Below are 24,789 nucleotides of genomic sequence, written 5' to 3'. Positions count from 1 at the left end.
GTCTGTGAACTGTCCGCTGAATAGAACGTTCGTTTCAGTCACGAGGTTGTGTCCCCGGCGATTTACGGCCGATCGCGTGACGTAGGACTCCCGGGCCGGACTCCGCCGTCAACGGCGGAACATTAGACTCGACAGGCCCGGCAATGCTCGAACAGCGCTACACGCTCTACTGCAAGGAGGCACGGGTGCCGCTGCTGACCCGCATCACGGGACCGCGCGATCTGGACCGGCTCAGCCCGGAGCAGCTGAACCAGCTGGCCACCGAGGTCCGCGGCTTCCTCGTCGACGCAGTCTCCAAGACCGGCGGCCACCTCGGCCCCAACCTCGGTGTCGTCGAGCTGACCATCGCCCTGCACCGCGTCTTCGACTCGCCCAGGGACAAGGTCCTGTGGGACACCGGCCACCAGGCCTACGTCCACAAGCTGCTCACCGGCCGCCAGGACTTCGCGGGGCTGCGCGGCAAGGGCGGCCTGTCCGGCTACCCCTCGCGCGCCGAGTCCGACCACGACGTGATCGAGAACAGCCACGCCTCCACCGTCCTCGGCTGGGCCGACGGCCTCGCCAAGGCCAACGAGGTCCTCAAGAAGGACGACCACGTCGTCGCCGTCATCGGCGACGGCGCGCTCACCGGCGGCATGGCCTGGGAGGCGCTGAACAACATCGCCGCCGCCAAGGACCGCCCCCTGGTCATCGTCGTCAACGACAACGAGCGCTCCTACGCCCCCACCATCGGCGGCCTCGCCAACCACCTGGCGACCCTGCGCACCACCGACGGCTACGAGCGCTTCCTCGCCCGCGGCAAGGACCTGCTGGAGCGCACCCCCGTCGTCGGCAAGCCGCTGTACGAGACGCTGCACGGCGCCAAGAAGGGCCTGAAGGACTTCATCGCCCCCCAGGGCATGTTCGAGGACCTCGGCCTGAAGTACGTCGGCCCCATCGACGGCCACGACATCGAGGCCCTGGAGTCCGCGCTGGCCCGCGCCAAGCGCTTCAACGGCCCGGTCATCGTGCACTGCATCACCGAGAAGGGCCGCGGCTACAAGCCCGCCGAGCAGGACGAGGCCGACCACTTCCACGGCATCGGCCCCATCCACCCCGACACCGGCCTGCCCATCGCCGCCGGCGGCATGGACTGGACGTCCGTGTTCGGCGAGGAGATGGTGAAGCTCGGGCACGAGCGCGAGGACATCGTGGCGATCACCGCCGCCATGCTCCAGCCCGTCGGCCTGAAGAAGTTCGCCGAGGAGTTCCCCGACCGCGTCTACGACGTCGGCATCGCCGAGCAGCACGCGGCCGTGTCCGCGGCCGGGCTCGCCACCGGCGGGCTCCACCCCGTCTTCGCGGTGTACGCCACCTTCCTCAACCGCGCCTTCGACCAGCTCCTGATGGACGTGGCCCTGCACAAGTGCGGCGTCACCTTCGTCCTGGACCGCGCGGGCGTCACCGGCACGGACGGCGCCTCCCACAACGGCATGTGGGACATGTCGATCCTCCAGTGCGTGCCCACGCTGCGCATCGCCGCGCCGCGCGACGCCGACCAGGTCCGCCTCCAGCTGCGCGAGGCCGTCGAGGTCGACGACGCCCCGACCGTCGTGCGCTACTCCAAGGGCGCCGTCGGCCCGGCCGTCAAGGCCGTCGCCCGCGTCGGCGGCATGGACGTGCTGCGCCGCCCGGACGTGCCCCGGCCCGATGTGCTCCTCGTCTCCGTCGGGGCCCTCGCCCCGATGTGCCTGGAGATCGCGGACCTCCTCGACAAGCAGGGCATCTCCACGACCGTGGTCGACCCGCGCTGGGTCAAGCCGGTCGACGAGGCGATGGCGCCGCTCGCCGAGCAGCACCGGGTCGTCGTGACCGTCGAGGACAACTCCCGTGCCGGAGGCGTCGGTTCGGCGATCTCGCAGGCGCTGCGGGACGCGGGCGTGGACGTGCCGCTGCGCGACTTCGGCATTCCGCCGCGGTTCCTCGACCACGCCTCGCGCAAGGAGGTCATGGCCGAGATCGGGCTGACCGCGCCCGACATCGCCCGTCAGGTCACGGGGCTCGTCGCCAAGCTCGACGGCCGGGTCGAGCGCGGCCGCGCGGCCGTGGACTCCGTCGAACCGGTCCGCGACTGACCACCCGGGCGGGCGGGGCCCCACCCCGCCCGCCCGTACCCGCTCCACCCGGACGGCCGTAGGTTTCGGGTCCCTTCGCGTGAATCGGACCGCGCCGGGGCACTGGGAGTACATCCCCTCTCGAAGATGTCGAAGACGACTCGCGTGGGAGGTACGCCAGTGAGCAGCACCCTCTTCCGGACGAAGAAGGTCGAGCAGTCCATCCTCGACACCGAGGAGCCAGAGCACGCGCTCAAGAAATCGCTGTCCGCGCTCGACCTGACGGTCTTCGGCGTCGGCGTCATCATCGGCACCGGCATCTTCGTGCTCACCGGCACCGTCGCCAAGAACAACGCGGGCCCCTCCGTCGCCCTGGCCTTCGTCGTGGCCGGCGTCGTCTGCGCCCTCGCCGCGCTCTGCTACGCCGAGTTCGCCTCGACGCTCCCCGTGGCCGGGTCCGCGTACACGTTTTCGTACGCGTCCCTGGGCGAACTGCCCGCGTGGATCATCGGCTGGGACCTCGTCCTGGAGTTCGCGCTGGGCACGGCGGTGGTCGCCGTCGGCTGGTCCGGGTACATCGCCTCGCTGCTCGACAACGCGGGCTGGGCGCTGCCGGAGGCGCTCAGCGGCCGGGACGGCGCCGACGGCTTCGGCTTCGACATCATGGCCGCCGCCCTGGTCCTGGTGCTCACCGGCATCCTCGTGCTCGGCATGAAGCTCTCCGCGCGGATCACCTCGATCGTCGTCGCCATCAAGGTGATCGTCGTCCTCGTGGTGATCGTCGCGGGCGCCTTCTTCGTCAAGGGCGACAACTACGACCCGTTCATCCCCGAGTCCCAGGCCGTGGAGGCGGGCGGCGGCCTCCACTCCCCGCTGATCCAGCTGATGTTCGGCTGGGCGCCGTCGAACTTCGGCGTGATGGGCATCTTCACCGCCGCCTCGGTCGTCTTCTTCGCCTTCATCGGCTTCGACATCGTGGCCACCGCCGCGGAGGAGACGAAGAACCCGCAGCGGGACATGCCGCGCGGCATCCTGGGCTCCCTGTTCATCTGCACGACGCTGTACGTGGCCGTGTCCATCGTCGTCACCGGCATGCAGCACTACACCCAGCTGTCCGTGGACGCCCCGCTCGCCGACGCCTTCAAGGCCACCGGGCACCCCTGGTACGCGGGCTTCATCAGCTTCGGCGCCGCCGTCGGCCTGACCACGGTCTGCATGATCCTGCTCCTCGGCCAGACCCGGGTGTTCTTCGCGATGAGCCGCGACGGGCTGCTCCCGCGCTTCTTCTCCCGCGTCCACCCGCGCTTCAAGACCCCGCACCGGCCGACCATCCTCCTCGGGGTGATCATCGCGGTCGTGGCCGGGTTCACGCCCCTGAGCGAACTCGCCGAGCTGGTGAACATCGGCACCCTCTTCGCCTTCGTGATCGTGGCCGTCAGCGTGATCATCCTCCGGCGCACCCGCCCCGACCTGCACCGCTCCTTCCGCACCCCGTGGGTGCCCGTGCTGCCGATCGCCTCGGTCGCCGCCTCGCTGTGGCTGATGCTCAACCTGCCCGCCGAGACCTGGGTCCGCTTCGCGGGCTGGATGCTCCTCGGCGTCGTCGTCTACTTCCTCTACGGGCGCTCGCACAGCCGCCTCGGACAGCGCGAGGAGACGAGCGTGGGCGAGGTGCTGAGGCCGCCGGGCCGGGGCACCGAGTAGAGCCGGGGCGGCTACGACCCGGCCCGCCGCCAGCCGCGCGTCACCTCGGCCATGGCCGCCACGGCGGCCCGCCGGTGCTTGCTCTCGCCGCGCAGCTTCGGGGCGAACTCCACGTGCAGGAACTCGGTCTCCTGCTCGGCGGCGTCACGGCCCTGCATATTGGTGCGGCCCTCCAGGGGGCAGGAGCGGGCCCAGGCGCGGCAGACCGCGTAGCCCCGGCGGCGCAGGGCGTCCGCGAGGTCGCGGCCCGCGGCGACGGCCACGCGGCCCTTGCCGGTGGAGGCCACCACGTCGTGGTCCGGCGCCGAGTCGTCCGCCATGCCGTGGATCTGGATCCCGGGCAGTCCACGCCGTGCCAACTCGTCGCAGATGGCGTGGAACACGCTCTTCCGCCGGTGTGCCACATCCGCCTCGTTGCCGCGGCCCGCTTTGCGATGTGCGCCAGCGATGATCAGTACGCCACCGGGCGAACGCCGCATCAGCTGCACGCCGAGCCGCTCGGTGTTCTTGTCGGCCACGGGGTGCGGCACCTGCGCGGACCAGCGCACCGGGGAGTCGAGGTCCACATAGACCCGGCCCCAGCCGCGCGGCGCGGGGGCGTGGTCGGAGCGGTCGGTGACCTCCGCGTACCGCCGCCCGGTGGCCGCGTCGGTGATCGTGCGCACGGTGAAGTCCACGTCGGAGAGGCGGCGCTCGGCCCGCTCCCGCTCGCGGTCCACGAGCAGGGAGACGCCCTCGGCGACCTTGCGGCGCTCGACGGCCGAGGGGCGCCGGTAGCCGGTGTCCGCGGCGAAGTCCGACGTGTAGTCGGTGACCAGGCGCTCCAGGTTCTCCTCGTCGCTGCCGTCGGCGTCGGTGGGGCGGCTGCCCGGCGTCGAGGGCGCGGGGGAGGAGGACCCGCGCTCCGGGGACCGGGTTCCGTCCGACGCGGCGGGGCGGCGCTCCTCGTCGGACGGCGAGCCGCACTGCGTGAGGCTCGCCATGGCGGCGAGCGCCACGGCGACCCCGACCAGGGGACGAACTCGACGCCGCTTTGCGTTTGTTATCGACCGAATTGGAGGGTGAGTCATGGTTGTATAAAGATATCCTCGTGATGACACGTCCCTCCCGCAGGCTAATAACGACCTGCGCAGCCTCGCTCGCCCTTCTGGCGGGCACCGCGTGCGGCCCCTTCGGCGGCGATGACGACAAGGCCTCCGACGGCGGCCCCTCGTTCACCGTCGCGGCCGCGGGCGACATCCTCATCCACCCTCAACTCACCGAGCAGGCACGCAAGGACGCCAAGGTGACCGGCAAGGGGGAGAAGGGCATCGACTTCGGCCCGATGCTCGCCGGGATCAAGCCCGTCATCAGCAAGGCCGACCTCGGGATCTGTCACTTCGAGCCGGTCGTGAGCAAGCCCGAGGGGCCCTTCCAGAGCTACCCGGACTTCCTGGTGCCGCCGCAGATCACCACGGCGGTCAAGGGCGTCGGCTACGACCAGTGCTCCAGCGTGTCCAACCACACCCTCGACCACGGCCCCAAGGGCGTCACGCGCACCCTGAACGCCCTGGACAAGGCGGGCCTGAAGCACACCGGTTCGGCGCGCAGCGCGGCCGAGGCGAAGAAGCCGCTGATCACCACCGTCAAGGGCGTCAAGGTCGGGCAGATCGCCTTCGCCTTCGGCTTCAACGGCCGCGAGGTGCCCAAGGACAAGCCCTGGATCGTCAACCAGAACGACTTCGACAAGATCGCGGCGGCCGAGAAGGCCACCCGTGCCGCCGGCGCCGACGTGGTGATCCTGAGCATCCACTGGGGCCGGGAGAACCAGCCCAACGCCAGCACCCCGCAGATCAAGCTCGCCCGCCGCATCGCCGAGGAGACCGGGATCAACCTGGTCATCGGCCACCACGCGCACGTGGTCCAGCCGATGGAGAAGATCGGCGACACCTGGATCGCGTACGGACTCGGCAACCAGATCGCCCGGCACGACGTGCCCAGCGGGCTGACCGAGGAGGGCGCCATCGGCTGGTTCACGTTCACCAAGCGCGGCGGCAAGTGGGACGTCGACGCGAAGTACGTGCCCACCTTCACGGAGATCCCGCCGGACCCGGACGAGACCGGCGAGCTGCCCAAGGGCGCCGTCAAGGACCACCGCCTGCTCGACGTCGCCGCCACGCTGCGTGACGGCAAGGGGCTCAGCGAGGAGCGGCGATCGCGCTACCGCCTCGCCTTCGAGCGCACCCAGGGCACGCTCCTCAACCGCGGAGCCGGCCAGGACGGCCTGACGGCCCTGGAGGATCTGCCGGACTGAAACATTCCGCGAAGCCTGGTTTAACGCCAGGTCGCGGAGGTGTGCCCGGCCACGGGGGTGGCCAGTAAGTGATCTTTGACGTAGGTCACATCTCGCCATCCCCGTACATCCATTCCCGTCCCCGGCGGGTCAAGTCATTCCGATCGCACTCGCGTGCGCCCGAGCGCCGCCGTGCGCCCACCGCGTTGATTCCGTACTCAGTGTCACGAACGTGTCACTCCAGGAGAGGAGCTCCCCCTTGGCCGCTTCGCCCACGAAGCGGCGGCACAAGGTCCGCCGAAGGACCGACATGTCACTCATCGGCGGCATCCGCCCGCCGATCGCCGTGCTGTCGGTCCTGCTCCTCGCCCTGGCGGGTGTCACCGCCCTCACCCTCGGCCGCGTCGGTCAGGACGCGGTACCGAAGGCCGTCAAGCAGTCCCAGCAGCACTTCGCCGAGGACGGCGCCATCGCCCTGCGCGCCTCCATCGACGAGTCCGTCACCGACCTGACCCGCACCGCGGGCCTGTTCAGCGCCGGCGACCCGGTGCCCGCCGACGCCGTGCTCGACAAGATCGGCAGCGTCTACCAGAAGTGGATGGGCACCGCCGTCGTCGAGATCCGGTCCGGCAAGCTCCTCGCCGCCCGCGGCGAGAACGTGCCCCTGGCCGCCATCGACCGCTCCACGCTCAAGGACGACGACGGCCTCCAGCCGCGCATGGTCCGCCTGGAGAACGGCGAGACCCGGCTGCTCGCCTTCGCGGTGCTCAGCTGGAAGGGCCAGCCGCAGCAGCTGCTCGTGGCCTCCACCAGCCTGCGCTTCCCCGGCATCAGCCTCGGCAACTTCCGCGCCATCGCCGTCGTCGGGCAGGACGGCAACGTCCTGAGCACCGACGGCATCCCCGAGCCCGAGCAGGTGCTCACCGACCTCCAGCGCAAGGAGGTCAAGCAGTCCAACAAGCAGCTCAACGCGTTCGCCAAGGCCGCCGCGAAGAAGTCGCGCCAGCACCCCCTGTCGGCCAAGGAGCCCGGCTCCGGCGGCTACAAGGGCGTCAGCGGCTACCTCATCGGCGACAGCTTCCTCAGCGAGCGGGCCGTCGCCGGCTACGCCACCCTCGCTGCCCCCGAGCCGGGCGAGCAGACCGTGGCCACCCGGCTCGGCCTCAGCGTCGTCGCCATGCAGCCCGTCGCCGAGGACGAGGACCGGGCCGACAGCTCGGCGTTCGGCCTGATCGCCGCGGGCGCCCTGCTGCTCATCGGCGGCGTCACGGTCTTCCTGCTCCTGCGCACCGTGCAGCGCCCGCTGATCCGGCTCTTCCTGGAGAGCCGCCGCCTCACCCGCGGCGACCTGAACCGCCCGGTGACCGTGCCCAAGTCCGGCGAGGCCGCCCGCATCGGCGCCGCCCTCGAACGGCTGCGCCGCCAGCTGCTCGGCGAACCCGCGTCGGCGAGCGAGACCCCCGCGCGCCGCCGCAGGTTCGGCAGCCGCGCCCTCCTCGCGGTCTGCGGCGTGCTCCTGCTCGTCTGGTCGGCGCCGCTGCTGCTCCTGCTCAACCGCGCGGGCGACGACGTGCAGGTGCCGCAGCAGCTCGTCAACGACCAGCGCGAGCGCACCGACACCCTCACCGACCGGGTCCGCCGCGCCCTCAACGAGGGCCACGCCGACCTCACCTCGGTGGCCTCCCTCATCGGCGCCCGCACCGCGTCCGACGACATGGGCAAGGTCCTCGACGGCACCCTGAACCAGCACAGCCGCTACCGCTCCCTGTACGTCCTCGACAAGGACGGCAAGGTCCTGTCGAAGGCGGGCCAGGACCCGCGCAGCCCCTCCGGCGAGAAGCCGTCCGACGAGGCCATCCGGGTGCTCGACGACGGCGGCAAGGAGCCGGTGATCATCGGCACCGCCGAGGTGCCGGGCCGCGGCGGCGCCGCCGTCGTGGGCGAGTTCCGCATCGACTTCCTCAACTCGCTGCTCAAGCGCCCCGGCCTCGGCGCGGTCCGCGTCGTCGACAAGGACCGCAAGGTCATCGGCGGCAACACCGGCTACCTGGAGTTCGAGGGCCTGCCCAGCGAGCGCCTCAACGCGCTCGTCGAGGGCACCAGCCAGAAGGTCGGCCTCAGCCCCCGGCCCAGCGGCGTGCTCTACCGCGACGGCGGCGACATCCAGATCGCGGCCGCGGCCCCGTTCGTCGGCGGCGGCGCCGCCAAGTCGCTCGGCTGGACCGTGGTCAGCTGGCAGCCCGCCTCCCGGCTCCCGATCCCCGCGTACACGCTGCAGAACCGCACCGTCCTCGCGGGCATGCTCGGCGTCACCGCCGCCGCGGCCTGCCTCGGCTGGCTGCACATCGTCGTCGTACGGCCGCTGCGCAAGCTCGCCGACCAGGCGGAGGCACTGGCCGACGGCGACCGCAAGACCGTCCTGTACCCGGTCCACCACGACGAGGTCGGTGCCGTCACCCGCAGCCTGGAGCTCATCAGGCAGCAGCTGCCCACGGGCGCGCAGCGCAAGCGGGACGGCGTGTCGGCGCCGCTCGCCGGAAGGAACTGAACCGCCGTGTACTTCCTCTTCACCGTCCTCGTGGTGTGCTGCGCCGTCCTGCTGGTCGCCGGGGTGATCGAGCAGCGGCGGCACTTCACGAACCTGGAGCACATACCGACGCGGGTGCTCGTCAACGGCATCCGCGGCAAGAGCTCCATCACCCGCCTGTGCGCGGGCGCGCTGCGCGGCGGCGACCTGACGACCGTCGCCAAGACCACCGGCACGGCCGCCCGGTTCATCCACCCGGACGCCACCGAGGAGCCGGTCTACCGCAAGTTCGGCATCGCCAACGTCGTGGAGCAGATCGGCATCGTGCGCCGCGCGGCGGCGTACAACCCGGACGCCCTGGTCATCGAGTGCATGGCGGTCATGCCCGCGCTCCAGGAGATCAACCAGTCCAAGCTGATCCGCTCCACCATCGGCGTGCTCTGCAACGTCCGCGAGGACCACCTCGCCGAGATGGGCCCCACCCTCGACGACGTCGCGCGCTCCCTGTCCCGCTCCATGCCGGAGAACGGCATCTGCGTGACCGCGGAGAAGGACCGCTTCGACATCCTCAAGGAGGAGGCCGAGGCCCGGAACTGCGAGCTGATCTACGCCGACCCCGAGACGGTCACCGACGACGAGCTGCGCGGCTTCAGCTGGTTCACCTTCAAGGAGAACGTGGCGATCGCGCTCAAGGTCGCCGAACTCCTCGGCGTCGGCCGCGAGGTCGCCCTCCAGGGCATGTACGACGCCCCGCCGGACCCCGGTGTCCTCTCCGTCGAGCGGTACGTCACCGAGGACCACAAGAAGCTCCGCTTCGCCAACGTCTTCGCGGCCAACGACCCCGAGTCGACGCTGATGAACATCAACCAGCTGCTCGACCTCGGCGCGATCCACCGCCCGCTGAACGTCGTCATCAACTGCCGCCCCGACCGCGTCGAGCGCAACGGCCAGATGGGCGAGATCATCCCCGACCTCCAGCCGGAGAAGGTCTTCGTCATCGGCCACCCCGCCAAGAGCGCCATCGACGCCATCCCCGCCGAGTGGCGCTCGCGCGCCGTCGACCTCGGCGGCGACCGGCGCGACCCCGAGGAGTTCATGGGGCAGCTGCTCGGCCAGCTCGGCCCGGACTCCTCGCTCGTCGCCATCGGCAACATCCACGGCCAGGGCGAGGTGCTCCTGGAGCACCTCGCCGAGCTCCCCGCCGACGAGAGCGAGGACCCGGCCACCGCCCCGGCGGCCGCCCCCGCGCAGGGCGCCGCGCCCGTCGAGGGCGTCGTGGAGCGGACCCAGCCGACCCCGCTGTACGAGCCGCACATCGACCCGTACCAGCACTACCCGGAGGCGTACGAGAACCGCTACGCCCACCATCAGCTGACGCCCGCCGCGGCCGTGCACGTGCCCGCCCAGCGGACGGCGGAGCAGCCGTACGGCCACCAGTACCAGCACGAGCAGCAGCCGTACGACCAGCACCAGCAGCACCAGCAGTACGGCCAGGAGCAGTACGGTCAGCAGTACCAGCACCCGCAGCAGTACGAGCAGCAGGCGTACGCCCAGCAGCAGAACTACCAGCCGTACGACCAGCAGCCCGGTCAGCAGCAGTACGACGCGCCGTACGCGGCGCAGGGCCACCCCGGCCACCAGCAGGACGCGTACGCCGCCCACGACCCCTACGGCCAGCAGGCCGCCTACGCGTCCGTGCCCCAGGGAACGGCGGCCCCCTACGAGGCGTCCTACCCGTCGCACGAGGGCCAGGAGCCCAGCCAGCCCGAGCCGGACGAGGTCCGGCCCCGCGGCCTGTTCGAGCCGCGCGTCCCGCCCGTTTCCCCCGCCGCCGACGACACGCAGCAGTGGCACAGCCCAGGAGAGCCCCGTTGATCCCCTCCGTCCTCACCCCCGAGATCGCCGCGATCGGGATCGCGCTCGGGCTGCTCTTCTCCCTGGTCTGCTATCTGACGACCAACCTCTCGCCCGGCGGCATGATCACCCCGGGCTGGCTCGCGCTGACCCTCGTCGAGGACCTCCAGCGCGCCGCCATGGTGGTCGGCGTCACCGTCCTCACCTACGTCTGCACGCTGCTCATGCAGCGCTTCATCATCCTGTACGGCAAGCGCCTGTTCGCCGCGGTCGTCCTGACCGGCGTGGTGCTCCAGGCCACGGTGATGATCGTGCTCTCGATCGAGTTCCCGCTGATGTACAGCAACCAGACCCTCGGCTTCATCGTGCCGGGCCTGATCGCCTACCAGCTCGTGCGCCAGCCCAAGGGCCCCACCCTGCTCGCCACGGGCTCGGTGACGCTCATGGCCTACGTCGTCCTCACCGCCGGGATTCTCCTCGGCTTCATGCCGTCCGCCTGACCTCGGCCTGACTTCCGGAGCCACACATGCCGCCCAAGAAGAAGCGCCCCGCCCTCCACGCCGCGACCGTGCTCGCCCTGCTCGCCGGCAGCGCCTTCCTGACCGTCGAACTGCGCAAGGACGAACAGGACAAGGCGCCCGAGGTGCAGGCCGTCACCGACACCCCCGGCCGTCTCAGCAACGGCGCCTCGGCGCAGGGCGGCAAGCAGACCTGGGAGCGGCTGCGCAACCCCGACCGCTCCGTGCTGCGCACCGAGGGCGGCAAGGTGCTCGCCACCTTCACCGACGGGGCCCGCGCCGCGACCCTCACCGGGCCGAGCCGCACCTTCACCGAGCCCGCCAACACCAAGTCCCGGGTCGTCACCGAGGACTGGGTGCGGCTGATGCCGGAGGTGTGGCGCAAGGGCGCGGAGAAGGAGAAGTGGTTCAAGGACTGGTACAAGCAGTTCGCGGGCAGCGAGGAGGACGACGTCTTCGCCATGGCCTTCCAGTACGTGGAGGGCGCGCCCGTCAAGAAGGACGACGAGGGCATCGCCTACCGCGGCGACGCCAACTTCGGGCCGCTGAACCCCAACGGCAGCGAGGGCAACGACCTGCGCGAGGAGCAGTCCGACTTCTACGACTACCTCGGCATCCCCTACACCTTCCGCGACGGCACCACCCTCCAGCCCGAGGCCAAGCGGGCCCGGTCCATGGACTGCTCCGGCTTCATCCGCACCGTCTTCGGCTACCGCGCGCGGTACCCCCTGATGTCCTCCGACACCGCCGGTGACGGGCTTCCCCGCACCGCCAACGGCATGGCCCGCGGCAAGGTCGGCACGGACGTCATCAAGCTGAAGGGGGTCGGCCCGGCCGACCGCCCCAAGACCATCGACGTCATCCAGCCCGGCGACCTGGTCTTCTTCAAGCTCGACGCGCGGACGAAGCAGCGCCTCGACCACGTGGGGATCTTCCTCGGCCACGACGCGGACGGCCACAAGATCTTCATCTCCAGCCGCGAGGAGGTCAACGGGCCGACGATCGGCGACAAGGGCGGCACGTCCCGCCTGGACGGGAACGGGTACTACGCCTCGACCCTCCGCAGCGCGAAGCGCCTTTAGCGGCGGCGCTGGACCGGGGCCGGGCCGGGGGCGCTACCGCGCCGTGCGCGCCCCCGCCGCTGCCGCGGCGGCCTTTCCCACCCGCCCACCCGTATCTCCCCAGCTTCGCGGGCCGGGCCCCGACGCGGAGCGCTTGCGGGTGGCGCCGGTGGGCCTAAGGGCCCGGGCGGACCGTGCGGGGGCCGACGCAGGTGGCGCCGTGGGCGGAGACCCGGGCGCGCAGGGCCCGGTCGGCCGTGACGACGACGCACGGCCCGGACGCCTCGGCGACCAGTTCCACGATGCGGTCGTCCCCGCTCGCGGGCGCGGAGTCGACCCGCACCCCGGGCACCGAGGACACCCCCCGGGCCTGCCCCTCCACCACGAGGACCACGTCCAAGGGCCCCGGCACCCCGTCCAGACCGCCCTCGGCACAGGGCACGAGCCGGTCCCGCAACCGCTCCGCCGCCCCCTTCCGGTCCCGCCACCACCCGTCCGGCACGGACCCGACCACGTTCGCGGCATCGACCACAAGGGTCACTCTCTCCATGCGGCAAGGGTCGCACGCCCGGGTAGGGCCCCCGGGCCCGCGCGCATTAGAGTGGGTTTCACCGCACCCACCCCTCGCCCCGGAAGCCGCATGCCCCCAGCCCCCACCTCCTCGGCCGTGAACGGCGACTGGCTCATACGCGGACGCGACGGCCGGCTCTGCGTGTACGCCTTCGGCCCGGACGGCGGCACCGTCGAGTGCCGCACCGAGCGCTCCCCGGGCGGCCCCTGGACCGCCCCCCGCGTCGTCGGCGGCGACCAGCGCGTGCACCCGGTGCTCGCCGTCGCCCAGGGCGCCGACGCCTACGCCCACCTGGTCTCGTGGCGCCCCACCGTCCCGGGCGAGTCCGGCCTGGTCCACTCCACGCACTTCCAGCCGCACCTCGCGGCCCTGGACTGGAACCCCCTCGGCCACCCGAACAAGAAGGGCGAGCGCACCGGCACCCCCGCCGTCACCGTCGACGCCGAGGGCCGCGCCCATGTGTTCGTACCGAACAGGGGCGGCGGAGTGAGCATGCGCGGCCAGAAGCAGCTCGGCGGCTGGGGGCCCTGGCGGGACCTCAAGGGCCAGGGCGTCCAGGGCGAACTCGCCGTGGTGACCGCCGAGTCGGGGCGCGTGGTGGCGTACGCGAGCACGCCGGACGCGATCCTGCGCTGGCGCCAGAGCGGCCCGGGCAAGGTCCCGGTCATGGACGAGCCGCTGGCGGTCCGCGCCCGCCCCGGCACCCTGCGGGCCCTCGCCACCTCGGCGGAGTACACCACGCTCTTCTTCACGGACGAGGAGGGCGACGTGCGCGCCTGGCGCGGGGACGAGGAGCCCGCGCGCCTGCTCCGCGCCGCGGGTCCTGGCCCCGTCGCCGCCGTGCGCTGCGAACTCGACGGCTACGATTGCACGTTGCTGGCCCAGCGCGCGGACAGCGGCCGCGTCGCCTTCGCCGCGTACCCGACCGAGCTGGAGTCGGCGGGCGCCTGGTGGACCGAGTCGGGCCCCGCCCTCCCGGTGGACGCGCGGATCGCGCTCGGCACGGACGCCGCGGGCCGGGTGGTCGCCGCGACCTTCGTGCCCGGCACCGACGACCTGCGCCTGACCTACCGCAAGGACGAGCCGGGCCTCGCCCTGAAGGCGTGGGAGCAGCCGGTCACCGGCCGCTGAACCGTACGGAAAAGGGGCCCGGCCCGCCGACTGGCGGACCGGGCCCCTTCCGGTGTCCTTCGCTACGCGGGGACGCTGGCGACTCCCTGCTCAAGGAACCGCTTGCCGTTCACGCGCTCGCTGACGCCCTCGCGGTCCAGGTACGGCGTGACGCCGCCCAGGTGGAAGGGCCAGCCCGCGCCGGTGATCAGGCACAGGTCGATGTCCTGCGCCTCGGCGACGACGCCTTCGTCGAGCATGAGGCCGATCTCCTGGGCGACCGCGTCCAGGACGCGGGCGCGGACCTGCTCTTCGGTGAGGACCGTGTCGCCCTGCTTCAGGAGCGCCGCGACCTCCGGGTCCAGCTCCGGCTTGCCGCTGTCGTAGACGTAGAAGCCGCGCTTGCCCGCCTCGACGACGGCCTTGAGGTTCGGCGACACCGTGAAGCGGTCCGGGAAGGACCGGTTGAGGGTCTCCGAGACGTGCAGGCCGATGGCGGGACCGACCAGTTCGAGCAGGACGAGCGGGGACATCGGCAGACCGAGCGGCTCCACGGCCTTCTCTGCGACCTCGACCGGCGTGCCCTCGTCGATGACGTTCTGGATCTCGCCCATGAAGCGGGTGAGGATGCGGTTCACGACGAACGCCGGGGCGTCCTTCACCAGGACCGCGGTCTTCTTCAGCTTCTTGGCGACGCCGAAGGCCGTGGCCAGGGAGGCGTCGTCGGTCTGCTCGCCGCGCACGATCTCCAGGAGCGGGAGGATCGCGACCGGGTTGAAGAAGTGGAAGCCGACGACCCGCTCGGGGTGCTTCAGCTTCGACGCCATCTCGGTCACCGAGAGCGAGGAGGTGTTGGTGGCGAGGATCGCGTGCGCCGGGGCGACGGCCTCGACCTCCGCGAACACCTGCTGCTTGACGCCGATCTCCTCGAAGACGGCCTCGATGACGAAGTCCGCGTCGGAGAAGCCCTCGGCCTTGTCCAGGACGCCGGTCACCAGGGCCTTGAGGCGGTTGGCCTTGTCCTGGTTGATGCGGCCCTTGCCGAGCAGCTTGTCGATCTCGGCGTGGACGTAACCGACGCCCTTGTCGACGCGCTCCTGGTCGATGTCGGTCAGGACGACCGGCACCTCCAGGCGGCGCAGGAAGAGCAGGGCCAGCTGCGAGGCCATCAGACCGGCGCCGACGACGCCCACCTTGGTGACCGGGCGGGCCAGGTTCTTGTCGGGCGCGCCCGCGGGGCGCTTGCCGCGCTTCTGCACCAGGTTGAACGCGTAGATGCCGGAGCGCAGTTCGCCGCCCATGATGAGGTCGGCGAGCGCGGTGTCCTCGGCGTCGAAGCCCTTCTGGACGTCGCCGTCCTTCGCGGCCGCGATGATCTCCAGGGCGCGGTACGCGGCCGGGGCCGCGCCGTGCACCTTGGCGTCGGCGATGGCGCGGCCGCGGGCGACCGCCGCGTCCCAGGCCTCGCCGCGGTCGACGTCGCCGCGGGTCACCTCGATGTCGCCCTTGAGGACGGAGGCCGTCCACAGCAGCGACTGCTCCAGGAAGTCGGCGCCCTCGAACAGCGCGTCGGCGATGCCGAGCTCGAAGACCTGCTGGCCCTTGAGCTGCTTGTTCTGGTTCAGCGAGTTCTCGATGATGACCGAAACCGCGCGGTCCGCACCGATCAGGTTCGGCAGCAGGGCGCAGCCGCCCCAGCCCGGCACGAGGCCGAGGAAGACCTCGGGCAGCGAGAAGGCGGGCAGCGCCTTCGACACCGTGCGGTAGGTGCAGTGCAGACCGACCTCGACGCCACCGCCCATGGCGGCGCCGTTGTAGTACGCGAACGTCGGTACGGCGAGCGCGGACAGGCGCTTGAAGACGTCGTGGCCGCCCTTGCCGATGGCCAGCGCGTCCTCGTGCCGCTTCAGGAGCTCGACGCCCTTGAGGTCGGCGCCGACGGCGAAGATGAACGGCTTGCCGGTGATGCCCGCGCCGACGATCGTGCCCGCGGTGGCCTCCTGCTCGACCTGGTCGATCGCGGCGTTCAGGTTCGCGAGCGACTGCGGGCCGAAGGTGGTCGGCTTGGTGTGGTCGAAGCCGTTGTCGAGCGTGATCAGCGCGAAGCGGCCCGCGCCCGGCAGGTCGAGGTGGCGTACGTGCGCCTGGGTCACGACCTCGTCCGGGAACAGCTCGGCGGCACCCTTCAGAAGCTCGGCGGTGGTGGTGCTCACTTGCCCTCCCAGTGGGGGTTCTCCCAGATGACCGTCGCGCCCATGCCGAAGCCGACGCACATGGTGGTGAGGCCGTAGCGGACCTCCGGCTGCTCCTCGAACTGCCGCGCCAGCTGCGTCATCAGACGCACGCCGGAGGAGGCCAGCGGGTGGCCGAAGGCGATGGCGCCGCCGTACTGGTTGACGCGCGCGTCGTCGTCGGCGATGCCGTAGTGCTCCAGGAAGGCGAGCACCTGGACGGCGAAGGCCTCGTTGATCTCGAACAGGCCGATGTCGCCGATGCCGAGCCCGGCCTTGGCGAGGGCCTTCTCGGTGGCCGGGATCGGGCCGTAGCCCATGACCTCGGGCTCCACCCCGGCGAACGCGTAGGACACCAGCCGCATCTTGACCGGCAGGCCGTTCTCGCGGGCGAAGTCCTCGGAGGCGATGATCGAGGCGGTGGCACCGTCGTTGAGCCCGGCGGCGTTTCCGGCGGTGACGCGGCCGTGCGTACGGAACGGCGTCTTCAGGCCCGCGAGGTTCTCCAGGGTGGTGCCCGGGCGCATCGGCTCGTCCTGCGTGGCGAGGCCCCAGCCGGTCTCCCCGGTCTCGGGGGTCGTGCGCCGGACCGAGATCGGCACGAGGTCCTGCTGGATCTTGCCGTTGGCGTACGCCTTGGCGGCCTTCTCCTGCGAGCGCACGGCGTATTCGTCGGCGCGGAGCTTGGTGATGGAGGGGTAGCGGTCGTGCAGGTTCTCGGCGGTCATGCCCATGAACAGGGCGGACTCGTCGACCAGCTTCTCGCTCACGAACCGCGGGTTCGGGTCGACGCCCTCGCCCATCGGGTGGCGGCCCATGTGCTCGACACCACCGGCGATCACGGCGTCGTACGCGCCGAAGGCGATCGACCCGGCGGTCGACGTCACGGCGGTGAGCGCGCCCGCGCACATCCGGTCGATCGAGTAGCCCGGCACGGACTGCGGAAGGCCCGCGAGGATCCCGGCCGTGCGGCCGAGGGTGAGCCCCTGGTCACCGATCTGCGTGGTGGCGGCGACGGCGACCTCGTCGATCTTGGCGGGGTCCAGGGCCGGGTTGCGGCGGAGCAGCTCCCGGATCGCCTTGACGATCATGTCGTCGGCCCGGGTCTCGTGGTAGATGCCCTTCGGGCCCGCCTTGCCGAACGGGGTGCGGACGCCGTCGACGAAGACGACGTCCCTGACGGTACGAGGCACGATGGCTCTCCTCCAGGGTGCGGTGCGCCTGCGGCGCGCTTCCTGGGGTCATGCTACTTACCGGTAACTAGTAGGCCAAGGGTGGTCCCGGGGAGGCCCATGTCACATGCGCGACACCTGACCGAATCCTTGCGCCCCGCGCCCCCTCCGGCGACGCCGCCACGCCTCCACGCACCTGCCCGGGAGGGGCTACGCCGTAACTCTCGGGCTCCCGTGCCGCCTCCCGCTGTGGCGCCAGCTCGACGACGAGCTCGGCGAGGTTTTGGCGGGAGATCCGGGTGAAGGCAGGGTGGGACGGGGCGGCATGGTTCAGGGCAGACATCACATCTCCCGATCGTGCCGCCCGCCACTGACATTCCGTCAGCCCGCTTGCTTGGCCGAACCGGTCGCTCAGCGGGCCGCCAGCACCAGCGCCAGACCGATCAGCGCCGGAACGGTCTGCACGAAGAGGATCTTCCGGCTGGCCGTGGCCGCGCCGTACGCACCGGCCACGGCCACGCACGCCAGGAAGAACACCTTCGCCTGGAAGCCCACCGGGTCGGACGCCACCACGCCCCACACCAGCCCTGCGGCGAGGAACCCGTTGTACAGCCCTTGGTTGGCCGCGAGTGCCTTCGTCTCGGAGGCGAACGCGGCACTGGTCCCGAAGGCGGCCCGGGCCCTCGGGCCAGTCCACAGAAACATCTCCAGGACCAGGATGTAGACGTGCAGAGCGGCGATGAGCAGCACCACGGTGGTTGCGATGATCGACATAGGCAACAGATTCACACACGGCACGCGTAACCAGCCCAGCCACGCACTGGACACCAGCGCACCCCTCTCATCGGCCCTCAAGGCCGTTAGGGCGCCAGCCGCGAGCGCTCCGCGTCGGGGCCCGGCCGGGCCGCTGAGGCAGGAACGGGTGGGCGGGTGGGAGAAGCCCCGCCGCGGTAGCGGCGGGCCGGACGCGCAGCCGCAGCGCTCCGCGTCGGGGCCGGGGCGGCAAGGCCGGGGAGATTCGGGTGGGCGGGCGGGGAGTCCCGCCGCGGCAGCGGCGGGGCCCGGTCAGGGCCAGGCGTGGGGTGGGGGTGCCTGGCCCGGGTGGGGTTAGGTGAGGGCCGTGGTGAGGGCCGGGGTCACCAGTTCGATCTGCCAGGCGCGGGCGCCATGCGCGGCGAGGGCCGCGGCCACGGACTCGACCCCCACCGGCGCGGGCGGCTCCCAGCACACCCGCCGCACCGTATCCGGAGTGATCAGATTCTCCTGCGGCATGTTCAGCCGCTCCGCGAGCTCGGAGACGGCGGCCCGCGCGGTGGAGAGCCGCGCCGCCGCGGCGGGGTCCCGGTCCGCCCAGGAGCGGGGCGGCGGCGGCCCGGTCACGGCCTGACCGGGCTGCGGCAGCTCCGCCTCGGGCAGCGCCTTGGCCCGCTCCACGGCGGCCTGCCACTGTTCGAGCTGGCGGCGGCCCATGCGGTGGCCGAAGCCGGGCAGGGCGGTCAGGGCGTGCACGTTGGCGGGCAGGGCGAGGGCGGCCTCGACGATGGCGCCGTCGCTGAGCACCTTGCCGGGCGAGACGTCACGGCGCTGGGCGATCCGGTCCCGGGCGGTCCACAGCTCCCGTACGACGGCCATCTGGCGGCGGCGGCGCACCTTGTGCATGCCGGAGGTGCGCCGCCAGGGGTCCTTGCGGGGCGGCGCGGGCGGCGCGCTGGCGATGGCGTCGAACTCCTGGCGGGCCCAGTCGAGCTTGCCCTGCCGGTCGAGCTCCTTCTCCAGGGCGTCGCGCAGGTCGACGAGGAGTTCCACGTCGAGGGCGGCGTACCGCAGCCAGGGCTCGGGCAGCGGGCGGGTCGACCAGTCGACGGCGGAGTGGCCCTTCTCCAGGACGTAGCCGAGGACGCTCTCCACCATCGCGCCGAGTCCGACGCGCGGGAATCCGGCGAGGCGGCCCGCCAGCTCCGTGTCGAAGATGAGCGACGGAATCATGCCTATTTCCCGGAGGCACGGGAGGTCCTGGGTGGCTGCGTGCAGCACCCATTCGGTGTCGGCGAGGGCGTCGCCGAGGCCGGACAGGTCGGGGCAGGCGACGGGGTCGATCAGCGCGGTGCCCGCGCCTTCGCGGCGCAGCTGGACGAGGTAGGCGCGCTGGCCGTAGCGGTAGCCGGAGGCTCTCTCGGCGTCCACGGCCACGGGTCCCGTACCAGCGGCAAATGCCGCGATGACCTGCGTGAGTGTGTCCTGGTCCGCGACGACGGGCGGGATGCCGTCGCGTGGTTCGAGCAGGGGTGTGGGAGTCCCGTCGACAAAGACGCCTGTGACGCCTTCGTCCGGAGGAGCGCCTCCGGTGGTTCGCAGTGAGCTGTCTGCTGCGGTCTCTTGGGCGTCGGTCACCTGTCAAGGGTATCTGTGAACGGACGGCGCCCGTCGACGGAACGTTACGTCGACGGGCGCGCAGGGGGTGTAAATCAGTCAGTGGATGATTCCGGTGCGGAGGGCCACGGCTACCATTCCGGCCCGGTCTCCGGTGCCGAGCTTGCGGGCGATCCGGGCGAGGTGGCTCTTGACGGTGAGTGCGGACAGGCCCATGGAGACGCCGATCGCCTTGTTGGACTGGCCCTCGGCGACGAGCCGCAGGACCTCGACCTCACGGCCCGACAGCTCGCGGTAGCCGCCGGGGTGGCTCGGGGCGCCCGGGGGGCGGCGGTGCATGCGGGAGGCGGCGGAGCCGATGGGGGCGGCGCCCGGACGGGTGGGGAGCCCGACGTTGGTGCGGGTGCCGGTGACGACGTACCCCTTCACGCCGCCCGCGAGGGCGTTGCGTACGGCGCCGATGTCGTCGGCGGCGGACAGGGCGAGCCCGTTGGGCCAGCCCGCGGCGCGGGTCTCGGACAGGAGGGTCAGGCCGGAGCCGTCGGGAAGGTGGACGTCCGCGACGCAGATGTCGCGGGGGTTGCCGATGCGGGGACGAGCCTCCGCGATGGACGAGGCTTCGATGACGTCCCGTACCCCGAGGGCCCACAGGTGGCGGGTCACGGTGGAGCGGACACGGGGGTCGGCCACGACGACCATGGCGGTCGGCTTGTTCGGGCGGTAGGCGACCAGGCTTGCGGGCTGCTCGAGGAGAACGGACACCAGGCCTCCTGGGGGTGGCGGCGGGACGGGCCGGCTGGGGGATGAAGCCGGGGCGAACCGTATGTTTCAAGGTCACAGACCTCTTCGGCACCTCCTGTCCCGGGCTTTAGGGGATGATCACGATTTGGTGAGTAACAATTCGGGGCGATTCGGACATGCGATCGATCATCCGACGATTCACCTGGGCGTATGGCGCACCCGGCGCGTCAAGCGGGCGCACGCGCCCCCAACCCGTGCGACGGACCGGCCGCCGTCCCGAGTGACGCCCCGCCGCCGCCCCCGCGGCCTCAGCTGGGGCGCGGGCCCCGGCGCTGCGGCAGCGTCACCACCGAGCCGTCCACGGGCCCCGCGGGCGGCAGCCCCGCCACCTGGCACAGCAGATCGCACCACGCCGCGAGATGCGCCCCCGCGTCCGGTACGCCCCCCGCGCCCTCCCGCGGCGTCCACGAGGCGCGGATCTCGATCTGCGAGGCGGGCGGCCGCTCCGCGAGCCCGCCGAAGTAGTACGACCCCGCACGCGTGACCGTCCCGCTCGGCTCCCCGCAGGAGAGCCCGCGCGCCTGGAGCGCCCCGGTCAGCCACGACCAGCACACCTCGGGAAGCAGCGGATCGGCCGCCATCTCCGGCTCCAGCTCCGCCCGCACCAGGGTCACGAGCCGGAAGGTGCCCTTCCAGGCCTCGTGCCCCGCCGGGTCGTGCAGCAGCACCAGGCGCCCGTCCGCCAGGTCCTCGTCGTCCTCGACGACCGCCGCCTCCACGGCGTACGCGAACGGCGCGAGCCGCTGCGGCGGCCGCGTCGGGTCGATCTCGACCTGCGGCCGCAGCCGTGCCTCCCGCAGCGCGTCGACCGCCGCGCGAAAGGGCGGCGGCGCCGTGTCCGCCACCACCCCCTGCGCTCCGTCCATCTCGCCAGCGCCGTCCGACCGTTGTCCCTGAGCCGCAGCCATGCGGGGAACATTAAGGGGAACTGCGGCTTCGCGCAGTCACCCCGCCGTTGCGCGGCGAGGTGTTCCGCCCCCGCGGGCCGCCCGCACGCCCCGCGTCCGGCCTCGAACACCGACGGGCTTTTCCGCCGCGGGACGGGCCGTGCGAGACTTTCCCGGTGACTGTCAACGACCAGGCCACCGGCCAGCAGCCCGCAGCGACGTACGACTCCGCCTTCCTCAAGGCGTGCCGGCGCGAGGCGGTGCCGCACACGCCCGTGTGGTTCATGCGGCAGGCCGGGCGCTCCCTGCCCGAGTACCGCAAGGTCCGCGAGGGCACGGGCATGCTGGAGTCCTGCATGCGGCCCGACCTCGTCACCGAGATCACCCTGCAGCCGGTGCGCCGCCACGGCGTCGACGCCGCCATCTACTTCAGCGACATCGTCGTCCCCCTGAAGGCCATCGGCGTCGACCTCGACATCAAGCCGGGCGTCGGGCCCGTCGTGGAGCGGCCCATCCGCACGCGCGCCGACCTCGCACAGCTGCGCGACCTCACCCCGGACGACGTCTCGTACGTGACCGAGGCCATCGGCATGCTGACCGGCGAACTGGGCGCCACGCCGCTCATCGGGTTCGCCGGTGCGCCGTTCACCCTCGCGAGCTACCTCGTCGAGGGCGGACCGAGCCGCAACCACGAGCACACCAAGGCGCTCATGTACGGCGACCCGCAGCTGTGGGCCGATCTGCTCGACCGGCTCGCGGAGATCACCAGCGCCTTCCTGAAGGTGCAGATCGAGGCGGGCGCCTCCGCCGTGCAGCTCTTCGACTCCTGGGTGGGCGCCCTCGCGCCCGCCGACTACCGCCGCTCGATCATGCCCGCGTCGCGCAAGGTCTTCGACGCCGTCGCGTCGTACGGCGTGCCGCGCATCCACTTCGGCGTCGGCACCGGCGAACTGCTCGGACTGCTCGGCGAGGCCGGGGCCGACGTCGTCGGCGTCGACTGGCGCGTGCCGCTCGACGAGGCGGCCCGCCGCGTGGGCCCCGGCAAGGCGCTCCAGGGCAACCTCGACCCCGCCGTGCTCTTCGCCCCGCGCGAGGCCGTCGAGGCGAAGACCGACGAGGTGCTCGCGGCGGCGGCCGGGCTTGAGGGCCACGTCTTCAACCTGGGCCACGGCGTGCTGCCCTCCATGGACCCGGACGCCCTGACCCGGCTCGTGGAGTACGTGCACACGCGCACCGCCCGCTGACCCCTCACACCCAGCAGCCGGGGGCCCACGGCACCTCGGGGGGCTCCGGCGGCTCCGGCGGCTCCATCCAGGGGTTGGGGCCCGCCCCCGGCACCGCGCAGTGCACCCCCGCCCCGCGCCGCGCCGCCGTGCGCGCCGCGAGGCGGGACAGGGCGGGCGGCACCCCGTACACCAGATGGCAGAACCGGTCGGGGGAGTGCCGCGCCGTCCACGGCGGAGCGCTGAACGAGCGCAGATACGTCGTCCAGTGCCCTTCGAAGGTGACGAGCAGGTCCGCGGCCCGCGCGTAGCCCGGCGACGCCGGATGCGTGCCCGGGTTCAGGACCACCGGCGCGAGGCCGCGCTCGCGCGCGCGGCGGACCAGGCGCCGGCAGTGCCGCAGCTCGCCCCGGCCCGGCGCGATCCGGTCGAGGAAGCAGCCGTCGACCCGGTAGAAGTCGAGGTGCCGGTCCAGATCGGCGGCGACCTCGCGGGCCGGGCGCCCGCCGTACGCCGCGTCGACGTAACCGAGCACCGGCACCCCCGCCGAGCGCAGCGCGTGCGCGGCGGCGGCGAACGCCGGGTCCGGGGCCGCGCCCGGCCCGTCGGCGGCGTTCAGCACGACGCCGTACAGGTGGGGCGCGACCGCCACGAGCGCCCGCCAGGCCGCGGGGGCGGCGGCCGGGTGGACGTACAGCGGGACGAGCAGCGGACTCATCGCCGGTCCGCGGGGACGCGCGCACCGGCGTCCGTGACCCCGTCCGCGGCCCACAGCGCGGCCAGCGCGTCGGCGAGGTCGTGCCGCGGCCGCCAGCCGAGCACCCGGTCCGCGGCCCCGATGTCCGCGCAACTCCAGGGCACCGCCGCCGAGCGGCCCGTGGCGGGCGGCGACTCCTCGATCCGGCCCCGGAAGCCCGCCGCCCGCACCAGGCCGTGCACCAGCTCGCGCACCGGCTCGGCCCGGCCGCCGCCGATGTTGAGCAGCTGCGGCACCGGGCCCGGCGCGGTCACCGCGAGCTCCACCGCCCGCGCCACGTCGCGCACGTACACGAAGTCCCGGAACGCGGACAGGTCCCCGACCCGGACCGTGCCGTGCGGCGACTCGCCGACGGCGCGCCGCAGTTCGGCGGTGAGCCGCCCCGGCAGGCCCGCCGCGGGGGCGCCGGGGCCGACCGGGTTCGTCACGCGCAGGACCACCGCGTCGAGCCCCGACGACGTCACCGCCAGGGTGCCCGCCAGCTTGGTGGCGCCGTAGGGCGTGACCGGGTGGGCCGGGCCGTCCTCGGTGGTGCGCGTGCCGCGCGGCTGGGGGCCGTACTCGGCGGCGGAGCCGAGGTGGACCAGGCGGGCGGCGGGCGCCGCCGCGCGCAGCGCCTCGCACAGCAGCGCGGGGCCGCGGGAGTTGACCTCCGCGAGGGTCAGGGCGGTGCCGCCGACCGCGCCCGCGCAGTTCACCACGGCGTCGGGCGCGGCCCGTACCAGCAGCTCCACCAGGTCGCCGGGGGCGGCCGTGGCCAGGTCGCAGCGCAGGTCGGCGGCGGGGGCACGGCCGCAGGTGCGCAGCCGGGCGCCGGGCAGCGCGCGCAGCCGCTGGGTGATGTGCGTGCCCAGGTAGCCGGTCGCGCCCAGGACGAGTATCCGCACGGCTCACGCCCCCTTGAGCAGCAGGGAGCGGTGGGTGGTGAACTCGGCGTTGGCGCGGTCGTAGTCGTCGGGGCGGCCGATGTCCAGCCAGTAGCCGTCGAACGCGTAGGCGTGCGGCGGGTTCTCGGTCTTCAGCAGGTCGAGGACCAGCTCGTCGAAGCCGAGCGGCAGGCCCGGCGTGTACGGGGCGAGCGTGTCCCGGGAGACGCCGTAGACGCCCATGGAGACGCGGTAGTCCACGCTCGGCTTCTCGGTGAAGGCGACCACGCGCCGCTCCTCGGTGGTCAGGACGCCGAAGTCGATGTGCACCTCGCGCGGGTAGGTCGCGATGGTCAGCGGGGCCTTCGACTCCTGGTGGCTGCGCAGGACGTCCGCGAAGTCGAGGTCGGTGAGGACGTCGCCGTTCATGACCAGGAAGTGCTCGGGGAGGCGGTCGAGCATCGTGAGCAGCGGGCCCATGGTGCCGAGCGGGCTCTCCTCGGTGGAGTAGCCGATGCGCAGGTTCCAGCGCGAGCCGTTGCCGACGTAGGCGCGGATGATGTGGCCGAGGTGGCCGATGGCGATGGTGCAGCTGGTGAATCCGGCCGCGGAGAGCTGGCGCAGGACGATCTCCAGGATCGCGTGCTGGTCGCCGATCGGGACCAGCGGCTTGGGCAGCGCGGTGGTGTACGGGCGGAGCCTGACGCCCTTGCCTCCGGCGAGGATGACTGCGTGCATGAGGGTGCTCCCTGTCTGTGAGTCGGTGGTGATG

20 protein-coding genes are annotated in these 24,789 nt (G+C 72.3%); 9 read left to right on the top strand and 11 right to left on the bottom strand.

Annotated elements, in window-relative coordinates; translation table 11 throughout:
• Positions 1–185: 185 nt before the first annotated feature.
• A complete protein-coding gene (dxs, locus tag ACIG3E_RS21405; protein ID WP_399618859.1) occupies positions 186–2,114 on the top strand; it encodes a 1-deoxy-D-xylulose-5-phosphate synthase in 1,929 nt (642 codons plus the stop codon).
• Positions 2,115–2,273: 159 nt separating this feature from the next.
• A complete protein-coding gene (locus tag ACIG3E_RS21400; protein WP_399618625.1) occupies positions 2,274–3,797 on the top strand; it encodes an amino acid permease in 1,524 nt (507 codons plus the stop codon).
• A gap of 11 nt (positions 3,798–3,808) precedes the next feature.
• Here the strand turns inward: ACIG3E_RS21400 and ACIG3E_RS21395 are convergent, their stop codons facing one another.
• Positions 3,809–4,780, bottom strand: coding sequence for a hypothetical protein (locus tag ACIG3E_RS21395; protein WP_399618622.1), 972 nt, complete (start codon positions 4,778–4,780; stop codon positions 3,809–3,811).
• 110 nt (positions 4,781–4,890) lie between these two features.
• On the opposite strand from ACIG3E_RS21395, the gene ACIG3E_RS21390 reads away from it, so the two are divergent.
• From ACIG3E_RS21390 to ACIG3E_RS21370, 5 genes are all read left to right on the top strand, one after another.
• Positions 4,891–6,090 carry a CapA family protein gene (locus tag ACIG3E_RS21390; RefSeq protein WP_399618619.1) on the top strand — a complete coding sequence of 400 codons (1,200 nt, stop codon included), beginning with the start codon at positions 4,891–4,893 and terminating at the stop codon, positions 6,088–6,090.
• 289 nt (positions 6,091–6,379) lie between these two features.
• A complete protein-coding gene (locus ACIG3E_RS21385) occupies positions 6,380–8,617 on the top strand; it encodes a HAMP domain-containing protein (protein ID WP_399618616.1) in 2,238 nt (745 codons plus the stop codon).
• Between the two features lie 6 nt (positions 8,618–8,623).
• Positions 8,624–10,471 (top strand): poly-gamma-glutamate synthase PgsB, encoded by a 1,848-nt coding sequence (gene pgsB / locus ACIG3E_RS21380; protein WP_399618614.1) that lies wholly within the window; start codon positions 8,624–8,626, stop codon positions 10,469–10,471.
• Positions 10,468–10,950, top strand: a complete 483-nt coding sequence (locus ACIG3E_RS21375) for a poly-gamma-glutamate biosynthesis protein PgsC/CapC (RefSeq protein ID WP_030682587.1) — start codon at positions 10,468–10,470, stop codon at positions 10,948–10,950. Before pgsB ends, ACIG3E_RS21375 begins: the two co-directional genes overlap by 4 nt.
• Before the next feature lie 26 nt (positions 10,951–10,976).
• Positions 10,977–12,050 (top strand): C40 family peptidase, encoded by a 1,074-nt coding sequence (locus ACIG3E_RS21370; protein WP_399618611.1) that lies wholly within the window; start codon positions 10,977–10,979, stop codon positions 12,048–12,050.
• A gap of 154 nt (positions 12,051–12,204) precedes the next feature.
• Here the strand turns inward: ACIG3E_RS21370 and ACIG3E_RS21365 are convergent, their stop codons facing one another.
• Positions 12,205–12,579, bottom strand: coding sequence for an NTP pyrophosphohydrolase (locus tag ACIG3E_RS21365; protein ID WP_399618608.1), 375 nt, complete (start codon positions 12,577–12,579; stop codon positions 12,205–12,207).
• Between the two features lie 117 nt (positions 12,580–12,696).
• Here ACIG3E_RS21365 and ACIG3E_RS21360 point away from each other — a divergent pair, with 117 nt between their 5' ends.
• Positions 12,697–13,731: a hypothetical protein gene (locus tag ACIG3E_RS21360; RefSeq protein ID WP_399618856.1), complete on the top strand. Its 1,035-nt coding sequence runs from the start codon at positions 12,697–12,699 to the stop codon at positions 13,729–13,731.
• A gap of 62 nt (positions 13,732–13,793) precedes the next feature.
• Here ACIG3E_RS21360 and ACIG3E_RS21355 read toward each other — a convergent pair whose 3' ends face one another.
• The 6 genes from ACIG3E_RS21355 to ACIG3E_RS21330 all read right to left on the bottom strand — a co-directional run bounded on the left by ACIG3E_RS21355 (position 13,794) and on the right by ACIG3E_RS21330 (position 21,192).
• Positions 13,794–15,923, bottom strand: a complete 2,130-nt coding sequence (locus ACIG3E_RS21355) for a 3-hydroxyacyl-CoA dehydrogenase NAD-binding domain-containing protein (protein WP_399618605.1) — start codon at positions 15,921–15,923, stop codon at positions 13,794–13,796.
• Positions 15,920–17,134 (bottom strand): acetyl-CoA C-acyltransferase, encoded by a 1,215-nt coding sequence (locus ACIG3E_RS21350; protein WP_138962318.1) that lies wholly within the window; start codon positions 17,132–17,134, stop codon positions 15,920–15,922. The genes ACIG3E_RS21355 and ACIG3E_RS21350 overlap by 4 nt, the downstream gene beginning before the upstream one ends.
• Positions 17,135–17,524: 390 nt before the next feature.
• Positions 17,525–17,887, bottom strand: coding sequence for a DUF1304 domain-containing protein (locus tag ACIG3E_RS21345; protein ID WP_399618601.1), 363 nt, complete (start codon positions 17,885–17,887; stop codon positions 17,525–17,527).
• 333 nt (positions 17,888–18,220) lie between these two features.
• Entirely contained in the window at positions 18,221–19,504 is a 1,284-nt protein-coding gene (locus ACIG3E_RS21340; protein ID WP_399618599.1) for a ribonuclease D, read from the bottom strand.
• A 78-nt stretch (positions 19,505–19,582) separates the two neighbouring features.
• Positions 19,583–20,245: a response regulator transcription factor gene (locus ACIG3E_RS21335; RefSeq protein WP_242725025.1), complete on the bottom strand. Its 663-nt coding sequence runs from the start codon at positions 20,243–20,245 to the stop codon at positions 19,583–19,585.
• A gap of 287 nt (positions 20,246–20,532) precedes the next feature.
• On the bottom strand, positions 20,533–21,192 hold the full coding sequence (locus ACIG3E_RS21330; RefSeq protein WP_399618596.1) for a DUF3000 domain-containing protein: 660 nt from the start codon (positions 21,190–21,192) through the stop codon (positions 20,533–20,535).
• Positions 21,193–21,347: 155 nt separating this feature from the next.
• Between ACIG3E_RS21330 and hemE the strand changes: the two genes are divergently transcribed.
• Positions 21,348–22,415 (top strand): uroporphyrinogen decarboxylase, encoded by a 1,068-nt coding sequence (gene hemE / locus ACIG3E_RS21325; RefSeq protein WP_399618594.1) that lies wholly within the window; start codon positions 21,348–21,350, stop codon positions 22,413–22,415.
• Between the two features lie 4 nt (positions 22,416–22,419).
• Here the strand turns inward: hemE and ACIG3E_RS21320 are convergent, their stop codons facing one another.
• The 3 genes from ACIG3E_RS21320 to ACIG3E_RS21310 are packed head-to-tail and all read right to left on the bottom strand — an operon-like array spanning position 22,420 to position 24,755.
• Entirely contained in the window at positions 22,420–23,112 is a 693-nt protein-coding gene (locus ACIG3E_RS21320; RefSeq protein WP_399618592.1) for a spherulation-specific family 4 protein, read from the bottom strand.
• The gene (locus tag ACIG3E_RS21315) at positions 23,109–24,038 is read right to left on the bottom strand and encodes an NAD-dependent epimerase/dehydratase family protein (RefSeq protein ID WP_399618589.1); all 930 of its coding nucleotides are present in this window, start codon (positions 24,036–24,038) and stop codon (positions 23,109–23,111) included. The genes ACIG3E_RS21320 and ACIG3E_RS21315 overlap by 4 nt, the downstream gene beginning before the upstream one ends.
• Positions 24,039–24,041: 3 nt before the next feature.
• On the bottom strand, positions 24,042–24,755 hold the full coding sequence (locus ACIG3E_RS21310) for an NDP-sugar synthase (protein ID WP_399618586.1): 714 nt from the start codon (positions 24,753–24,755) through the stop codon (positions 24,042–24,044).
• Positions 24,756–24,789: the final 34 nt, after the last annotated feature.

The organism is Streptomyces sp. NPDC053474, assembly GCF_044544845.1.
Lineage (GTDB): Bacteria > Actinomycetota > Actinomycetes > Streptomycetales > Streptomycetaceae > Streptomyces.
Note: the sequence above shows the minus strand (reverse complement) of the source record. Positions and strands in the feature narration are given on the sequence as shown.